At 42.6% G+C, this 16,366-nt stretch carries 16 protein-coding genes and 2 pseudogenes; 17 read left to right on the plus strand and 1 reads right to left on the minus strand.

The features are described from left to right. From ACVRZH_RS08845 to ACVRZH_RS08915, 15 genes and pseudogenes are all read left to right on the plus strand, one after another. A partial coding sequence (locus tag ACVRZH_RS08845; protein ID WP_447454934.1) for a type VII secretion protein EssB/YukC occupies positions 1-590 on the plus strand: 590 nt, incomplete at its 5' end. Positions 591-601: 11 nt separating this feature from the next. Then, positions 602-4,963 (plus strand): annotated as a pseudogene (gene essC / locus ACVRZH_RS08850) (type VII secretion protein EssC). A gap of 12 nt (positions 4,964-4,975) precedes the next feature. Then, on the plus strand, positions 4,976-5,383 hold the full coding sequence (locus ACVRZH_RS08855; protein ID WP_447454935.1) for a hypothetical protein: 408 nt from the start codon (positions 4,976-4,978) through the stop codon (positions 5,381-5,383). Positions 5,384-5,386: 3 nt separating this feature from the next. Then, positions 5,387-5,683 carry a WXG100 family type VII secretion target gene (locus ACVRZH_RS08860; RefSeq protein ID WP_447454936.1) on the plus strand — a complete coding sequence of 99 codons (297 nt, stop codon included), beginning with the start codon at positions 5,387-5,389 and terminating at the stop codon, positions 5,681-5,683. A 3-nt stretch (positions 5,684-5,686) separates the two neighbouring features. Further along, the gene (locus ACVRZH_RS08865; protein ID WP_447454937.1) at positions 5,687-6,376 is read left to right on the plus strand and encodes a DUF5081 family protein; all 690 of its coding nucleotides are present in this window, start codon (positions 5,687-5,689) and stop codon (positions 6,374-6,376) included. Continuing rightward, on the plus strand, positions 6,376-6,771 hold the full coding sequence (locus ACVRZH_RS08870) for a hypothetical protein (RefSeq protein WP_447454938.1): 396 nt from the start codon (positions 6,376-6,378) through the stop codon (positions 6,769-6,771). Before ACVRZH_RS08865 ends, ACVRZH_RS08870 begins: the two co-directional genes overlap by 1 nt. After that, positions 6,768-8,738, plus strand: a complete 1,971-nt coding sequence (locus ACVRZH_RS08875; RefSeq protein ID WP_447454939.1) for a glycohydrolase toxin TNT-related protein — start codon at positions 6,768-6,770, stop codon at positions 8,736-8,738. The genes ACVRZH_RS08870 and ACVRZH_RS08875 overlap by 4 nt, the downstream gene beginning before the upstream one ends. Positions 8,739-8,755: 17 nt before the next feature. Beyond that, positions 8,756-8,998, plus strand: coding sequence for an Imm59 family immunity protein (locus ACVRZH_RS08880; protein WP_447454940.1), 243 nt, complete (start codon positions 8,756-8,758; stop codon positions 8,996-8,998). Positions 8,999-9,001: 3 nt separating this feature from the next. Next, the gene (locus ACVRZH_RS08885) at positions 9,002-9,223 is read left to right on the plus strand and encodes an Imm59 family immunity protein (RefSeq protein WP_447454941.1); all 222 of its coding nucleotides are present in this window, start codon (positions 9,002-9,004) and stop codon (positions 9,221-9,223) included. After that, positions 9,195-9,383: a hypothetical protein gene (locus tag ACVRZH_RS08890; protein ID WP_447454942.1), complete on the plus strand. Its 189-nt coding sequence runs from the start codon at positions 9,195-9,197 to the stop codon at positions 9,381-9,383. The genes ACVRZH_RS08885 and ACVRZH_RS08890 overlap by 29 nt, the downstream gene beginning before the upstream one ends. Continuing rightward, positions 9,380-11,242, plus strand: a complete 1,863-nt coding sequence (locus ACVRZH_RS08895) for a DNA/RNA non-specific endonuclease (protein WP_447454943.1) — start codon at positions 9,380-9,382, stop codon at positions 11,240-11,242. The genes ACVRZH_RS08890 and ACVRZH_RS08895 overlap by 4 nt, the downstream gene beginning before the upstream one ends. A gap of 9 nt (positions 11,243-11,251) precedes the next feature. After that, the gene (locus tag ACVRZH_RS08900; RefSeq protein ID WP_447454944.1) at positions 11,252-11,698 is read left to right on the plus strand and encodes a hypothetical protein; all 447 of its coding nucleotides are present in this window, start codon (positions 11,252-11,254) and stop codon (positions 11,696-11,698) included. A gap of 30 nt (positions 11,699-11,728) precedes the next feature. After that, entirely contained in the window at positions 11,729-11,932 is a 204-nt protein-coding gene (locus tag ACVRZH_RS08905; RefSeq protein WP_447454948.1) for an HNH endonuclease, read from the plus strand. After that, the gene (locus ACVRZH_RS08910; RefSeq protein WP_447454945.1) at positions 11,932-12,384 is read left to right on the plus strand and encodes an SMI1/KNR4 family protein; all 453 of its coding nucleotides are present in this window, start codon (positions 11,932-11,934) and stop codon (positions 12,382-12,384) included. The genes ACVRZH_RS08905 and ACVRZH_RS08910 overlap by 1 nt, the downstream gene beginning before the upstream one ends. A 179-nt stretch (positions 12,385-12,563) precedes the next feature. Beyond that, positions 12,564-12,977: a GAD-like domain-containing protein gene (locus tag ACVRZH_RS08915; RefSeq protein ID WP_447454946.1), complete on the plus strand. Its 414-nt coding sequence runs from the start codon at positions 12,564-12,566 to the stop codon at positions 12,975-12,977. A gap of 38 nt (positions 12,978-13,015) precedes the next feature. Here the strand turns inward: ACVRZH_RS08915 and ACVRZH_RS08920 are convergent, their stop codons facing one another. Next, positions 13,016-13,690, minus strand: coding sequence for a S24 family peptidase (locus ACVRZH_RS08920; protein ID WP_447454947.1), 675 nt, complete (start codon positions 13,688-13,690; stop codon positions 13,016-13,018). A gap of 1,605 nt (positions 13,691-15,295) precedes the next feature. Between ACVRZH_RS08920 and ACVRZH_RS08925 the strand changes: the two genes are divergently transcribed. Beyond that, a complete protein-coding gene (locus tag ACVRZH_RS08925) occupies positions 15,296-15,610 on the plus strand; it encodes a helix-turn-helix domain-containing protein (protein WP_447454949.1) in 315 nt (104 codons plus the stop codon). Next, positions 15,544-16,366 (plus strand): annotated as a pseudogene (locus tag ACVRZH_RS08930) (N-acetylmuramoyl-L-alanine amidase); the annotation flags it as partial. The gene ACVRZH_RS08925 and the pseudogene ACVRZH_RS08930, both read left to right, overlap by 67 nt.

Raw genomic sequence — 16,366 nt, forward strand, 5'->3', positions numbered from 1 at the left:
CCGTGGTTACCAAGAGTCGCCTGGCTCGTTTGAAAGCAACTAGTATCTTAGCTAGTTTGGGGGCGGTGTTATTGGCGGCAGGTCTAGGCTATGTTCTCTTGTCTTCTCTACCAAAGCAAGAAATGATTAGTCAAACCCGTTTAGCCTTTATTCAAAAAGATTATTCCAAGGTGATTACAACCGTTAAATCTGCGGATAGTAAGGCACTTAGTCAGGACGATAAGTACATCGTTGCCTTGTCGGTTATCATGACAGAGCCGTTGACGGAAACGCAACGTCAGGAGCTTAGTAAAATTTCAACGCAGTCAAACGAGGACTACCTTCGTTATTGGATTTTGATTGGTCAGTCTAAGATTGATGAGGCCATTGATATCGCTAGTTTCCTGGATGACCCCCAATTGCTCATGTATGGCATGACCAAGAAGATTGACGATATTCAACGTGACCCTGATTTAACAGCAGAAGAGCGGACTGGTCAATTAAACACTTATAAAACCAAGCTGGATGAGTTGAAGAAAACCTACCTGACACCAGAAGAAACAGCTGGTGCTGCAATTGAAGAGACTCCTGCTTCAAGTACTCAGGAATAAGGAGGTGGGCCATGTTATATGTTATTACTGAACACATTGCTTACCCTTTGTTTCCTGGCAGACCCTATGAGTTGAGTGAGCTATTTGAGCATCACTTGCCCTTCTCCCAATCAGCCACTATCGATGTGCTTGACGATGGGTTTCGTTTGGATGAGGCGACCTATTCACATGGTGTGCACCCGTTCAAACTGGATTCAGGGAAGCTGGTAACGGTGGTTTCATTTGCGGGGCGTCAGAGTGTTTACTTGCCAGATGGGATGCTTTACCTATCGTCCGATGACCATGCGACGATTCAAGTGTCGCTCCCGTCGCTGGAAGTTGTTCTCAGACCTCAAGCAGACGAGTGGCAGCTTGTTGCCAACCAATCCTTTTATCACAATGGCCAGTTGGTGGCGGATAAAGCTTCACTCCAAGACCATGACACTGTTCTCTTTGCCACAGGCTTATTCCTTTCGATAATTAATGACCGCTTGGAGTTTGCGGTTGTGGGGGATTATCAGACGAACTTGTTGCCAGCAGAGTTGTCAGAACGAGATGAACGCGGGAAGGATTTCCACCGGTCGCCTCGGATTATTCTGAGAGAGCCCGAGAACTCGATTTCAATAGCCTCTCCGCCAACAGAAGCTGAAGAAAGTAAGCAATCTTTGGTGAAACTCTTGTTGACGCCAATTGCTATGATTGTGTTTACAGGGCTAACAGCTTTCTTTTTCAAAAGTGGAGGCATGGTCCTGATGATGATGGGGATGTCTGTCATTACTATCGGAACCTCCATTCACTCTTATTTTGCGGATAAGAAGAAACACCGTGAAACAGAAGAGCGGAAGATTTCAGATTATTTGACTTATCTGGATGGCAAATACGAGGAGTTGGCCAGCAGTAAGGCAGAACAAGAGATAGCTCTGCTTTACCATTACCCAGCGACAACCGATTTGCTTGAGATGGCAGCGGCCATTGACCGCCGTATCTATGAGAAGACCCCTTATCACTTTGACTTCTTGACTTACCGTTTGGGACTCGGTCAAATCAAGGCGAGCTTTAGCATTGATTACTCTGACTCTGAGATGACCAAGTACAATGAGGAGGCCAATCAAAAGGTTCAGGAACTCTTGGCTTACTATCGTCACTTGGACCAAATGCCTCTGCAGAATCAGCTGGGGTCTCCCATTGGTTACATCGGCTCTCGCCGAGTGGTAATTGAGCAAGTGCAACAACTCATGATGCAGGTGGCGACCTTCCAAAGTTACCATGACGTGCAGTTTGTGCCAATCTTCCGTGAGGAAGAGCTGCAGCTTTGGAATTGGAGCCGTTGGTTGCCGCATACTCAGTTGAAAGTGTTTAATAGCCGTGGGTTTGTCTACAGCCAGCGAACACGTGACCAGCTCTTGACCTCGCTCTACCAAATCATCAAGGAGCGAAAGCTGGACAGTGAGCAGGAGAAATCCAGTGAGAAGCAGTATGCCCCACGCTATGTTCTGTTGATCACTGATTTGAGCCTGATGCTTGATCACAACATCATGGAGTACATTAATGAAGACCTGTCCCACTTGGGCATTCACTATGTCTTTGTGGAAGAGGTGATTGAGAGCCTGCCTGAACATGTGAAGACAGTTGTGGACTACCGTGGGGATAAGAAAGCAACCCTGATTTTGCAGGAGGATACCTACCTCAATCAGGCATTTGTGCCTCTGCCAGTGCTCTCTCTTGAGGATAAGGAAACCTTTGCCAGAAACATGGCAGGGATTACTCACGTTCAGACCATGCGGAACTCTATACCTGATAGCATCACCTTCCTTGAAATGTATGGAGTGAGCAAGGTTGAGGAGCTAGACCTCTTGACCCGTTGGAAGGAGAACGAGACCTATCAGACCATGTCGGTGCCTCTTGGTGTTCGTGGTCGTGATGATATCCTCTACCTCAACCTACACGAGAAGGCACATGGTCCTCACGGTTTGATTGCAGGGACGACGGGTTCTGGTAAGTCAGAGCTGGTACAGTCCTATATTCTGTCTCTGGCAGTCAACTACCACCCTTATGAAGTAGCCTTCTTGCTCATTGACTACAAGGGTGGTGGGATGGCTAATCTCTTTGCGGACTTGCCACACGTCGTTGGTACCATTACAAACTTAGATGGTAACCAGGCCAATCGAGCTTTGGTGTCTATCAAGGCCGAACTCAAGAAGCGGCAGCGTATTTTTCTTGAAAATGACGTCAACCACATCAACCAGTACACCAAGCTCTTTAAAGAAGGTAAGGTTAAAGAACCACTCCCTCATCTATTGATCATTAGTGATGAGTTTGCGGAATTGAAGGCGAATCAACCAGAATTTATGGATGAGTTGGTTTCTACAGCCCGCATTGGTCGTTCTCTTGGGGTAAAACTGATTCTTGCGACACAAAAACCAAGTGGGGTTGTAAATGATCAAATTTGGTCCAACTCCAAGTTTAAAATTGCTCTTAAGGTACAAGATGTAGCGGACTCACGAGAAGTTATTAAGACCCCTGATGCGGCTGAGATTACCCAAACTGGTCGGGCTTACTTGCAAGTGGGGAACAATGAAATTTATGAACTGTTCCAAAGTGCTTGGTCTGGAGCTGACTATAATCCGGAAGGTAGAAATAGTGTCCAACGTGATATGACAGTCTACGAAATCACAGATAGCGGCCAGTACAATGCCATCAATAAAGACTTGAGTGGACTAAACAAACAAAAAGAGACCAAGGTTGTTCCGACAGAATTGGATGCCATTGTGGAAGAAGCGCATGAACTATTTGAGGGTCTCCATATTCCGAAAGTAGCTAGTCCGTGGTTACCACCATTAGCGGAAAAAGTTTATGCCAAAGATTTGGCTTCTGTAAACTTTAAGGACTACTGGGGAACTTCAGACAATCTTCAATCCATCTTAGTGGGCTATCAAGATATCCCTGAGCGTCAAGAACAATCACCGCTCTACTTTGACATGGAACAGACAGGTCATATCCTCCTCGTTTCTAGTCCAGGATTTGGTAAGTCGACCTTCTTGCAGACCTTGTCAGTTGATGCCATGCGCAAGCACAGCCCAGGAGAAGTTCACTTCTACCTCTATGACTTCGGAACCAGTGGCTTGATTTCCCTGTCCGATTTTCCTCATGTGGCGGATTACTTCGCCCTAGATGAGACGGAGAAAATCCTCAAGTCCATGCGTCGCCTCAAGCAGATGGTCAAGGAGCGTAAGAAGGCCTTGTCTAAGCTCAAAGCCACCAACATTCGCCAGTACAACCAGCTGTCTGAGACCAGCTTCCCAACCCTCTTTGTTATGATTGATGGGTTTGATAGTGTTATGGATGCTCCATTCTCAGATGCTTTCTACGATGTGCTTAACGTCATCGCTCGTGACGGAGCTTCACTTGGAATTTATCTGGTGACGACCTTATCTCGCCTAAATGCCATGCGTCTCCAGCTCCAGTCCAACTTCAAGACCAAAATTTCCCTCTTCTTGTTTGACACTAGTGACCTGTCAGGTGTTGTTGGTCGTTCCAACATTCCTTTGGATGAAATCAAGGGTCGGGCCATCACTAAGCCGGATGAGATTGTCCAGTTCCAGGTGACCTTGCCTTACACCAGCGAAGCCTATGCGGATTACATCATTGAAGTGGGTAATGAGGTTGAAGCCATGAGGACAGCTTACACAGGTGAGTTGCCAAGTGGTATCCCGATGTTGCCTGAGAAAATCAAGCCTGAGAGTATTGACCTGTCAGCCAAGGATTTTGTTTTTGGATTGGATAGGGAATAGGTTCAACCAGCAGGATTTAGCTTTGAAAAGCCGATTTTGATGGCATCGGATAGTCCAATTTTTGTGAACAATTACTATAAGATTTTAGACTTTCATCTCAAACGACTTCATGGTCAATATAATGCGGTGATTTTAGATTCTAGTCAGCGTATTGGTACAGGCTTATTTGCAGGTGTCCAACGCTTTGATAAGTCCTTGGAAGTTGAAAATGTGATGAAGACCATTCTTGAGGATTTGAAGAAGAGAATGACTGATTCTGGTCAATCTTATGCTAAATGGTTACTCATTATCCCTGACGTAGCAGAGTTAGCTAGAGCGTCTAATCTGAGTGATGCTGATTTTAAGCTCTTAATTTCAGAAGGTTCGACCTATGGTGTGATTCCTATTTTTGTGGGTACAGTTCAAGACTTGGTTAACAATACTTATGACAATTACGTTAAGATGATTGTCCACTTGGTGGGGCAAGTGTTCTTAGGTCAACGGATTAGTGATCAGAACCATACTCGTTACCCTTATATTAACAATGAACCGTCACTGAAATCAAATCAAGGCTATTTACTTTATCCAGATGGCTATGAATTTGTCCAGTTGCTGGAAGTATAGAAAGGAAAATCTATGTCTATTTTTGATTGGTTTGGTGGTGGAACACCTACAGAACAAAAAAGAGACCAGTATCAACGCCTTTATAATAAGCTGTTGTCCTTGTCTCAAGACTTTGATAGCAAAGAGAAACAGTTAAGTCAGCGTGTTGATACGTACTTATCGAATCGCCCTAATATGGAAGCGAGCTATATCCCAGAGGATGTTTTTTCAGATAGTGAATCAACTGCGAGGTCTAAGGTTGTGCTTCTCAAATCACATCAGACGAGTGATGGGGCCAAATTAGCTGAGGCGGTATCTGCGGCTTACAGTAGGTATCAGTATTACCATCGTTTAGCGATTCAGGAAGCTGAGGAGCGTAGACGAGAAGCAGAGCGTCGCCGCCGTGAGGCTGAAGAAGCAGCGAAAAAGAATCGGGGGTAATTCATGGCAGAATTAAAAATAACTTATGCGGAACTCGAAAAAGCTTTGCAATTATCTAAAGATATCAATAAAGAGCTAGCTTCTTCGTATCAAACGGTTGGCGAACTGCGCTCTTATTTGGAAGGAGCTGCATGGAGTGGGCAAACGAAAAATGCCTTTATGACTTATTTGAACCTTATCTATCAGTACCACAATGATTTGATTGGCATCATGACAGAGCATGAGGCAGCGGTAACGAGTTTGAAGCAATCCATTGATGACTATAACAGTTCATCGGAAGTTGCCTCAATTAGGGGGTAGGCTATGGCAGGAACAGATTATTTTTCAATCTATGAGCTTTATTACCTCATTGGAGCCTTTGATGGCGATACCTTGCTTGGTCTGCCAAGTTTAGATGAGCTTTCCCTCCCTTCAGAAGCTGTTTGGGAGATTGCCCATGAGTCATTAAAGGCTAAAGGCCTTGTCGGAGATGATGATGACCTGACCAAGGCTGGATTTGTGGTAGTGGAAACCTTGAAGGATTATTGCACAGGTTATTCTCTAACTGTTGTTAATAATGCTTATGTTATGCTTACGGGTAATCAAGGAGAATCGGTTATGTTGCTTGATGGCCAAGAAGGGTATCAGTTATTGCGGATAGGCCCACTTGCTCGATTAGCTTTCTTTCAAGAAAAATTACCGTCTCTTTTACTGAGAGAGCCACAGGTGGATGAAGGTGATTTCTTAACCAAGGAAGAGGCTCTCTCTCCAGAAATCGAGGAGGCACTAACTGGTGATGACACTGTTGTTATCCAGCACTATCCGCTTCGTCAGATGCTTGAGTCAAAGCATCGGGATGATTTGGCCGTCTCTTGGTTATTCCGAGAGATTGATGGGCAGTTGTATGGGGTTGAAACGTCTAAACAAGTGTTACAACGGTTTAGCCAATACTATTTTCTAGAACGGTGCTACACTTGGTTAGGAATTCCCTTTAGAGAGGAGGATTTTAACTAATGGTTCAAGTGACAGAACATCTTAGTGGGGGTGGCAGTCGAGAGATTGTCATGAACCCAGATGAGATGCATGAGATTATGCGTTATCTGACTACTATAGAGCTATCTTTTCAACAGCGTCTGGCCCCCAAGCTCCAAGCCTTGTCCCAGACTAAATACTATGAGGGCGGTGAGGCTTCTAAGGCGATGGAACATTACGCTAAGATGCTTAACAAGGTCAATGAGGTTGGTGATTTGTACAGTAGAGCCAATGGTGAGGTTTTCTACCTCATGAACCAATGGCTGGAACAAGATGAGGTTCTGGCACAGAACTTCCGAGATAGTTTGCAGGGAGGTGGACAATTGGCTGATAATTTGAGGCAGTTGTTCCCACCAGAGGAAGGAGGTAGCCAATGACGAAAAACGTTGAACTTCATCTCCACAAGTGGAGCAAAATGAAGGGGGCTTTAGGCTCTGTTACTGAGACTGGTTCCGGTGGTGGTTTTAGTGGTGGCAGTTACAGCAGCTGGGGCGGTCCAGCCATGTCCTCCTATAGTGGCATTGGCGGCAGCAACAGTCAGGGCTTTGCGAATCGGATCAAGTCCCTGGTTGAGATTACGGAGAAGGCCAAGCGGGCCATCAATGAGCTGGATGTAGACGGAGCTATTGGCAACCTTCACTTTCATGATGACCATGTGACGGCGATTACCTTACAGTCTAAACTGACCGCTTTAGAAAACTATGCCGGTAAGGTGCAAGAGTACCTGAAGGATAAAATTGACCAGCCTTTCTATGAGAAGCTGGATAAGGTAGGAGACAGGTTAGAGGCTCTGAATATAGCTAGCTACAAAACCAGTAACCAGATTGGCTTCAAGAAGACCGAGGTCATCTATAGCGAAGCTGGTCAGTACATGGGCACACGAGAGGTTCTGGCCAAGGAAGTTGGTCTCAAGGAACTCTACCAGATTGATAACCCCTACAAGACTAGCCTTCAAGCCCAGTATGAGGCTTACAAATCTAGTGATGCCTACAAGGAGAGCCAACTGAGCGAAGAGGATTACCTGTTCGCCAGTCATCAGACTAGAGCCTTTACTTATCATTCCCTTAATGATGAGAAGGCGGCTTTTGAGGGGGCTCGTGACCTAGCTTTAGGTGTGGGTGTTGTGATTCTCTCAATCTTCTGTCCACCAGCAGGAGCAGTTGCAGGCGTTGCTTTAGCGGCAGCGGATATGTATTCAGCTGCTTCAGGCAAGGACTGGATGACAGGTCGTGAGCTAGATGATGGTGAGCGTCTGATGCGTGGAGCCTTTGCCTTGTTTGACCTTGTGCCAGGTGTTGGTTACCTCAATGACTTGGCCAAGACAGGTAAGGTGGGAGGTTTTGCAGGCATCAAGGCAAGCCTTAAAACCAGCTTCAAGGAAGGTATGGAGCAGGCGGCTAAGAATGTCGATAACTTCAAGGTTGTTCTTAAGAACGTGGATGACTTTGGGAAGAGGGTTGTCGCTAAAATTGATGATTTTGGGAAACAACTTGACAATTTAGTGACTAATAAGGTATCATCACTAGCTGACAATGTTGCTGGTAAACTTCGCCATGCGGATGAGACCATTAGTACTGCAGCACAGAATTTCCGCCTCAACATTGGTTTAGAACCACAATTGATTGATGGCTTTATGCCAACTCCACCTCCAGGGAAATTGTCTGGTTTAGCTGATAACATTCAAGCTTTTGCGAAGAATTTGAGTGGTAGTGTGAGTGAGGTGGCGAATTCAAGAAGGTTACTCAAAGAAAGTAAGGTGACTTCGGATGACTTGTTCCGATATTTAGATAACATAGATGCTAAAGCTGCTCAAGAGTTTAGAAACACAGGTAAATGGCCAACAGACCAACAAATTCCTAAAGATCCTAGTGTCTTGACCCTAGAAGGGAAGATTGATTGGAGTCAGACACCAGAAAATGGCTTTGTTTTAGATGAGGCCGGTAAGGCTATTAAAGAAGATTACATCCCTAAAGTTGGAGAAGTCTTTGATAGATATGGCCCAGACAGCGGACGTTTTACATCACCTGTCATAGATGGTAAACCATTTACGTATGACCAGCGTTCATTGCCGTATCTAGAAGATGCGTCTAAGTATCATCAGTATGAAGTTATAGGTGATTTCTCTAAAATACAGGATTATGTGGATAATTTATCAGATATTGCTTTGAGAGAAAAACTTTATGATGATGTTGCAGTTTATTATGGAGGTGATTGGAATAAAGTTGTTGCCCAATCTGGAGATATTGCAGCAAGTTTTGGAGCAACTGGAGGTGGTATCCAATGGCAAATGCCATTTACTGTTGATGAATTGCAGAGACTCGGATTGGTTAAAGAAATATTATAAGGCTGGTAGGTGATAATATGAAACGAGAACAATTATTAGATATAATAAGCAAAGAAAATTTGCCTGTTAATCTATACCATACCCATCAACTTCGAGAGTATGAAGTTGTATTGGAAGAAAATCAAGGGCAGTATATTGTGTATGCAACAAATGAGAGAGCTGGTAAACAGGGGATAGATTCTGTTTTTAATAGCGAACAGGATGCACTTGGGGATGTCATTTTGAAATCACGCATTTTAAAAAAAAGGTATCATAATTAAGTAATGATAGAACAAGAAGCATTAGAAATTATCAAAAATGAAAACCTAAAAATTAATTGGTTTAAAAACCATCCATTACAAGAAAATGAAATGGTAATTGCTAAAAAAGAGACAGTCTATCAGGTGTATGGGACAGATGAAAGAGCTTCTATTCGAGGAATAGTCAAAACATTTACTACTTTGGAAGAAGCATTAGATGATGTCATTTATAAAGCTCGTTTATGAAAAAGCGAAAAGTATTACCCATATTAGCAACTGCATGAATCAATGGCTGGAACAAGATGAGGTTCTGGCACAGAACTTCCGAGATAGTTTGCAGGGCGGTGGACAATTGGCTGATAATTTGAGGCAGTTATTTCCACCCGATGAAGGAGGTAGCCAATGACGAAAAACGTTGAACTTCATCTCCACAAGTGGAGCAAAATGAAGGGGGCTTTAGGCTCTGTTACTGAGACTGGTTCCGGTGGTGGTTTTAGTGGTGGCAGTTACAGCAGCTGGGGCGGTCCAGCCATGTCCTCCTATAGTGGCATTGGCGGCAGCAACAGTCAGGGTTTTGCGAATCGGATCAAGTCCCTGGTTGAGATTACGGAGAAGGCCAAGCGGGCCATCAATGAGCTGGATGTAGACGGAGCTATTGGCAACCTTCACTTTCATGATGACCATGTGACGGCGATTACCTTACAGTCTAAACTGACCGCTTTAGAAAACTATGCCGGTAAGGTGCAAGAGTACCTGAAGGATAAAATTGACCAGCCTTTCTATGAGAAGCTGGATAAGGTAGGAGACAGGTTAGAGGCTCTGAATATAGCTAGCTACAAAACCAGTAACCAGATTGGCTTCAAGAAGACCGAGGTTATCTATAGCGAAGTTGGCCAGCACATGGGTACTCGGGAAGTCTTGGCCAAAGAAGTTGGTCTCAAGGAACTTTATCAGGTTGACAATCCTTATAAGATACGTCTCCAAGCCATGTATGACTCCTATAAGTCTAGCGATGACTATAAAGAGAGCAAGCTGACCGAAGAGGATTACCTGTTCGCCAGTCATCAGACTAGAGCCTTTACTTATCATTCCCTTAATGATGAGAAGGCGGCTTTTGAGGGGAAACGAGACCTTCTTTTAGCGGCTGGTGTTGTTATTTTAAGCATTTTCTGTCCTCCTGCAGGAGCTGTGGCAGGTGTTGCTTTGGCGGCAGCGGACATGTATTCAGCTGCCTCTGGCAAGGACTGGGTGACTGGTCGTGAGCTAGATGATGGTGAGCGTCTAATGCGTGGAGCCTTTGCCTTGTTTGACCTTGTGCCAGGTGTTGGTTACCTCAATGACTTGGCCAAGACAGGTAAGGTGGCAGGTTTTGCAGGCATCAAGGCAAGCCTTAAAACCAGCTTCAAGGAAGGTATGGAGCAGGCGGCTAAGAATGTCGATAACTTCAAGGTTGTTCTTAAGAACGTGGATGACTTTGGGAAGAGGGTTGTCGCTAAAATTGATGATTTTGGGAAACAACTTGACAATTTAGTGACTAATAAGGTATCATCACTAGCTGACAACATCGCTGGTAAACTTCGCCATGCGGATGAGACCATTAGTACTGCAGCACAGAATTTCCGCCTTAATATTGGTTTAGAACCACAATTGATTGATGGCTTTATGCCAACTCCGCCTCCAGGAAAACTGTCTGGATTAGCGGATAATATTCAAGCCTTTGCGAAGAATTTGAGTGGTAGTATTGATGATGTAGTTGAGGCTGGCACGAGGTCGGGAGATGATTTAGGTTCACAAATTCTCAGAAACGGAGAGCAATTTGATGAGTTTGGTAACTTAAAGCCCAATGCCATTTATCAGACTGGAGAGCACAACTATCTATACCAAACAGATGATTTGGGTAGGATTTCACGAGCAAAGGCTGATAACTTACAATTTAAGATTCATGATGGACGATTGAGACACAATTCAATGACTCCTGATAAACTAGAGGGAGACCATGCAGGGCACATCTTTGGTGATTTGTTTGGTGGATCACCTGAATTGGATAATCTTTTGTCACAAGCCAAGGATGTTAACCTTAAGGAATACCGACGGATTGAACGGGATTGGGCCGACGCACTGCGTTCTAATCCTCCAAAAAAGGTCGAAGCAGATATTAAAATTAACTATGATGGTATGTCTAAGAGACCGATAAGTTTTGAAGTTAATTATAAAATTGATGGCATCGAATTTTTGGAAGAAATACCAAATATAAATTTGAAATAGGAGTACTCAATGAAAACATTTGAAGATCAATTTATGGACATCCAAATTGGAATGGTATCTTTAGCAATGGAATATGTTCAAGGACAGGCGGATAAAGTATTTATATATGGAATTGCAGACGGTTTATATAGTTTTAATCTTTTTTACAGTATCCATGGGCACATTGTGCATAAGCATCAAATCAATGATTTCTTTTTAGATACAGAACAAACAGTAGATGTAGATTTACAAAGCCAATTATTGAAGTTAGGAGTAGCTGATATAAAAAAACTTAAAGAGTTTTGTCTGGAAAATGAACGAGAATATCCGACTGAAATTTGGCTCACCTATGATGTGAAATCGAATAGTTTAGATGCTAAATATAACTACGAAGCTCGTTATGAAAATGATGAGGATTTAATTCCTCGGTTAGAATTTGAAAAATGGTTTGAGGAAGTGAAGAACTGTAGTCTATAGTGGGATGGCTTTCCTGATTTTAAAGGTGGAATTCCTCCTCAAGTTAAAAAGGAATTTATTCTAGAAGATGGTTTTGAAACCAGAGCTAAAGATTTTTCTAAGGCGGGTAAATCTGGCCCAGAGAATACATGGCATCATCAAGATGGAAAAACTTTACAATTGGTTGATAGAAAAATTCATAGACGCTTTACACATTGCGGAGGTATTTCTATCAAGAGAAATGGAGGAAAATAATGAGTTTACAAATTGAAAAATTTGGACATGCTAAAATTGAGGATATTCATGAGTTAGAGAAGGGATTTAATATTGTTTTACCAAAAGACTATAAGCAATTTTTATTAGATTTTAATGGAGGTGAAACAATAGATTATGAATTAAACAAGATTAGTATTCCACATAGTGATGGTGAAATAAATTTAGATTTGTTATTTGGAGTTCGACCTGATGAACAAGGAACGGATATCGGAAAATGGACAGAAGAGTATATTGATGATATTTTGGAACATTCTCTCATTATAGGAGATACAGTCCAGCATGGTTTTATAATTATTTGGATTAGTAGAGATGAAAACGAGGGTGTATATTATTATGACGATACATATGCTTTAGCATCGTCATCTGATGGAGGTAACACCTATTATCTTGCACCAACATTTACTGAATTTTTAGCATTATTGACGCCGTAGCTTATTCGGTAGTACTTAATTCTACATGGTCTTGGGGACAAGATGTTCTAGGAGGGGATATATTAACACCACGTCAAAAATCACAAATCAAACAACATGCCATTGAGATAAATTAAATATAAAGCTGATTTTACCTTAAAGGAGTTTAAAATGATTAAAGATTTTAAAAAATTTCAGATATGTCACCAGAGGTGATTGAAAAATATAGTTCTCAAGTGCCAGAGGAGCTTGTTCAGATTTGGAAAGAATATGGTGTAGGAACTTTTCTGAATGATTATCTCAAAATTATTAACCCTGATGACTACAAAGAATTTGTTGAAGAAACATATTTTAGAGGAAAAGAATCGATACCCGTATTAGTAACTGCTTTTGGAGATGTGATTACTTGGCAACAAAATGAGTTTCTTGGGCAAGTAAAATATAAAGAGAGCGATTTTGAACTTTTTATGGAAGATATTGTTTCCTATCTTTTTGAAGATGGAGAGGGTTTCCTTGAGGTAATTTATGTTATTGATTTACAAGCTCCAGAAACAGATATTGAAACTATTCGACAAGAGTTTGAATCTGTTATTCAATCTATAAAAATTTCATAAAAATAATCCTCTGAAGGTACTCTTGACTTCAGAGGTCTTTACTGTTCAATAGGCATAAAATTTCCAATAATCTTTCCCACAATCCTTGGTTCGTCTTCTACTGGCGCAAACTTGTCTGGGTAATCCTTATTGATGGAGACAAGACGGTAACCATCTTCCTCAAGATAAACTTTCTTGATATAAACTTTTTCATTCCATGCTACGGCGTAGACTGATCCGTCATAATCAAAGCCACCTTCACGGATTAAGGCAACCTCACCATCTTGATAAATAGGCTCCATTGATTGCCCTTCGATCCATGTGGCTACATCGTAGAGGTACTCTTTATCTGTGAAGACTTCCTTGGTCTCGTATTCATCCCAGAGTCCATTCCCATGCCCAGCTGATAGAGCCACATTGTCAAGGACATGAACTGAAAATAGTGGGACAACCGTTTGTTCCATGAGAAGGTTGTGAGTTAGCTCATCGACCTTCTTTTTGTTTGTCTTGTTGAGCTGTTTGTAGAGGGTGAGGTGGGGGTGCTCCTCGTACAAGTCTTGGATGTTAATATCTAGGACTTGAGCGAGTTGGTCTAAGTGTTTTTTATTTGGGACAGCTTTCCCAGTTTCCCAGGAAGATAGGGCAGACCTTGTAATACCTAGTACACTCGCAATAGCAGTCTGGGAAAGATTTTTTTCTTGTCGATGTTGTTTGAGTTTTGTGGGTGAGAACATGGCTTTCACTCCTTGTCAATTTATAACTTGACGAAATTATACCATAAGCTATAATAGAATTCAAGATAAAAGAAAAGGAGTCTTGCCATGTCCAGACCATCTCTTGAAACCTATATCCAAAAGAAGTATTATAACATCCTTTTTGCTAAGGCCAGGGCGTTTTTGATTGAACACAGAGAGGAGATTGATTTATCAACTAGAAATATCCGAAATCCCAGGAATTATATCGAGTTGATAGATATTGATGTCTATGCTATTTACACCTCTATGTTAGACAACAACCGTTTGGAGATGGAGATTGTGGTGACTGCTTTTGTGGAAGTGAGCGAGCGGTATAAGGGAGAGCTTGAAGTAGACGAGAAAACTATCTGGCTCTCGATGATCACAGAAGTTGTCTTAGACAATGGTATTCAGTCCTTTGTCGTTCAGTCAGTTGACCTAAAAGAACAAAATAGACGATGTAGCCGTTTACTTAGTCGGTCAGGTGTGCCCTATATCAAAAAGACAGATTTTGATGAGTTGGCCAACGCCTTTCTAGCCAAATACTATCCACAAGCCCTCAAGTCACCTGCTAAGATTGACGTGACTGAACTTACGGCTGCTATGGGGCTTACCGTCATTGAAACCAAGCTCTCTTCTGACTTTTCCATTTTTGGTAAGATGGTTTTTAAGGATACTGAGATAGAGACTTATGATGCTAACAATCAAGCTATCAGGCGATTAATCAAGAAAGGAACAATCTGTGCGGATGAGGAGGTTTCTCAAAAACGAAATATCGGCTCCCTAAACAATACCATTATCCACGAGTGTGTTCATTGGGAGTTTCATCGCATTTATCATGAATTGCGTATGCTGGTGGATGAAACTCATGATTCGGTATCCTGTCGAACACAGGAGAACTTATCAGATGTGACCAACTGGACAGACCTAGACTGGATGGAATGGCAAGCGAATAATCTAGCTCCTAAAATTTTGATGCCAAAGAAGCAGACAAGACAGAAAATTGAGGGTCTCTATCGTGCCTTATCATCCATTTATAGTGATCTGTCTAAGATTGAAGTCACCACAGAAGTGGTGGATAGTCTGGCAAATTTCTTTGGGGTATCCAGACGAGCCGCAAAAATTCGGATGATTGAGTTAGGCTATAAAGAAGCTCATGGTGTCTATAATTATTTGGATGACCGTTATCTTCGTAATTATTCATTTGAACTTGCAGCTTTTGAAGATAAGCAGACTTATACTATTTCATTTAAGGAGCTCTGTTACCAGTATTTTTCAAATCCTCGATTCAAGGAGGCTATAGATAGTCAGAAGTTTGTCTTTGTGGATAACCATGTTTGCTTAAATAATGACAAGTATATCGAGACTTATGAGAACACTATTATCATGACAGATTATGCTTATGAACAGATGGATGAGTGTTGCTTACGCTTTACTTTTTCAGACCGTAATGCTAAGAAGACGATTAGCTCGGAAGAGTTTAGTGATTATGTCCTCAACCGTACAAGAGTCAAATCTGCTTACGACATCAAGGTCGATTTTATGGAGGATATGGGCAATAATGGTTTGGTAGAGAGCTTAGCTCCTGAGAATTTCAAACACCTAATGAAAAAGGTGGTTAGCCTTCTTAAAGAAACACCTGCTCTCTTTCAAGAAGCTCTAAAGTTTCACCGAAAGCGAAAGGACTGCCCTCAAGATATTTTAGCAGAGGCTATTCGTATTGATGTTCAGACCTATCGTCAGTATGAAAAAGATGAGGAAAAAATCCCTTCCCTCTCACGTCTGGTCGCAATTGCGGTTACCCTCAAGCTTTTTCCAAATTTGAGTGAGGACTTGGTCACTAAGGCTGGCTATATGACTCCATTACTGAGCTTCATTTTAATGCCTTTAACGGTAGGGCACGAGGGAGTGAAGTTTTGATTCAATCTTCTTTGACGGCAGATCAGGAAGACTTAGCCATCTTAGCTGTCCTTAGCCATCATTTTCAAAACCGTGGGATTAAGAAGGTGGATTGGCTCTATAATGCCAATGAAGCCAAGGACAGAGGTTATCCCTATCGTTTGGTTGAAGTGGCCTTTATCGATAATGACGAAGACATGACCATCTTTGAGAACAAGAAAGAGGAGCTGGCTAAAGGTCTCGTCTCTGCCATTACTCAAGAGGAGGTGAAGACTGTTGTCTCTGCCACCCCCAGTAATCAAGGAGGACAGCCCAATTCTTCTACCAGCCCTGTTTATCACGTTGGGGATAGTGTTCGTGTGCTTGGTCGTGCGACGCATTACCAAACGGGTCAAGCGATTGCGAATTGGGTCAAGGGTCGCACCTACAAAATCCTCCAAGTCAAAGCTGTAAACCAATCTCAGAGTAAGAGAGCCTACCTCCTTGAAGGGATTAAGTCTTGGGTATTGGAGCAGGATGTGGAGGGCACAAGCCTTGGTCATTCGGAACAGACCTACACGGCTCAAAAAGGGGATAGCTACTGGCGGATTGCACGGCAATTTGGGACAACAGTTGATGGTTTGTTAGCCTTGAATGGCTTGAAGAAAATGGATGTCTTAAAGATCGGTCAGACCTTGAAAGTCCATAAGGCGACCAATTCCATCAAGGCAGTGGCGACAAGCCTTGCCCAACGTGCGGTTGCGTCTGCCCTCTCTAAGGTAGGTCAGAAAGTGACAG

The sequence above is a fragment of the Streptococcus fryi genome, assembly GCF_053206505.1.

Coding starts and splice junctions, on each gene's coding strand:
- ACVRZH_RS08870 (WP_447454938.1), top strand. CDS start 6,376: ATGGTTCAAGTGACAGAACATCTTAGTGGGGGTGGCAGTCGAGAGATT.
- ACVRZH_RS08910 (WP_447454945.1), top strand. CDS start 11,932: ATGAGTTTACAAATTGAAAAATTTGGACATGCTAAAATTGAGGATATT.
- ACVRZH_RS08855 (WP_447454935.1), top strand. CDS start 4,976: ATGTCTATTTTTGATTGGTTTGGTGGTGGAACACCTACAGAACAAAAA.
- ACVRZH_RS08890 (WP_447454942.1), top strand. CDS start 9,195: ATGATGTCATTTATAAAGCTCGTTTATGAAAAAGCGAAAAGTATTACC.
- ACVRZH_RS08895 (WP_447454943.1), top strand. CDS start 9,380: ATGACGAAAAACGTTGAACTTCATCTCCACAAGTGGAGCAAAATGAAG.
- ACVRZH_RS08900 (WP_447454944.1), top strand. CDS start 11,252: ATGAAAACATTTGAAGATCAATTTATGGACATCCAAATTGGAATGGTA.
- ACVRZH_RS08865 (WP_447454937.1), top strand. CDS start 5,687: ATGGCAGGAACAGATTATTTTTCAATCTATGAGCTTTATTACCTCATT.
- ACVRZH_RS08920 (WP_447454947.1), bottom strand. CDS start 13,690: ATGTTCTCACCCACAAAACTCAAACAACATCGACAAGAAAAAAATCTT.
- ACVRZH_RS08875 (WP_447454939.1), top strand. CDS start 6,768: ATGACGAAAAACGTTGAACTTCATCTCCACAAGTGGAGCAAAATGAAG.
- ACVRZH_RS08880 (WP_447454940.1), top strand. CDS start 8,756: ATGAAACGAGAACAATTATTAGATATAATAAGCAAAGAAAATTTGCCT.
- ACVRZH_RS08925 (WP_447454949.1), top strand. CDS start 15,296: ATGAAAAAGGTGGTTAGCCTTCTTAAAGAAACACCTGCTCTCTTTCAA.
- ACVRZH_RS08915 (WP_447454946.1), top strand. CDS start 12,564: ATGTCACCAGAGGTGATTGAAAAATATAGTTCTCAAGTGCCAGAGGAG.
- ACVRZH_RS08860 (WP_447454936.1), top strand. CDS start 5,387: ATGGCAGAATTAAAAATAACTTATGCGGAACTCGAAAAAGCTTTGCAA.
- ACVRZH_RS08885 (WP_447454941.1), top strand. CDS start 9,002: ATGATAGAACAAGAAGCATTAGAAATTATCAAAAATGAAAACCTAAAA.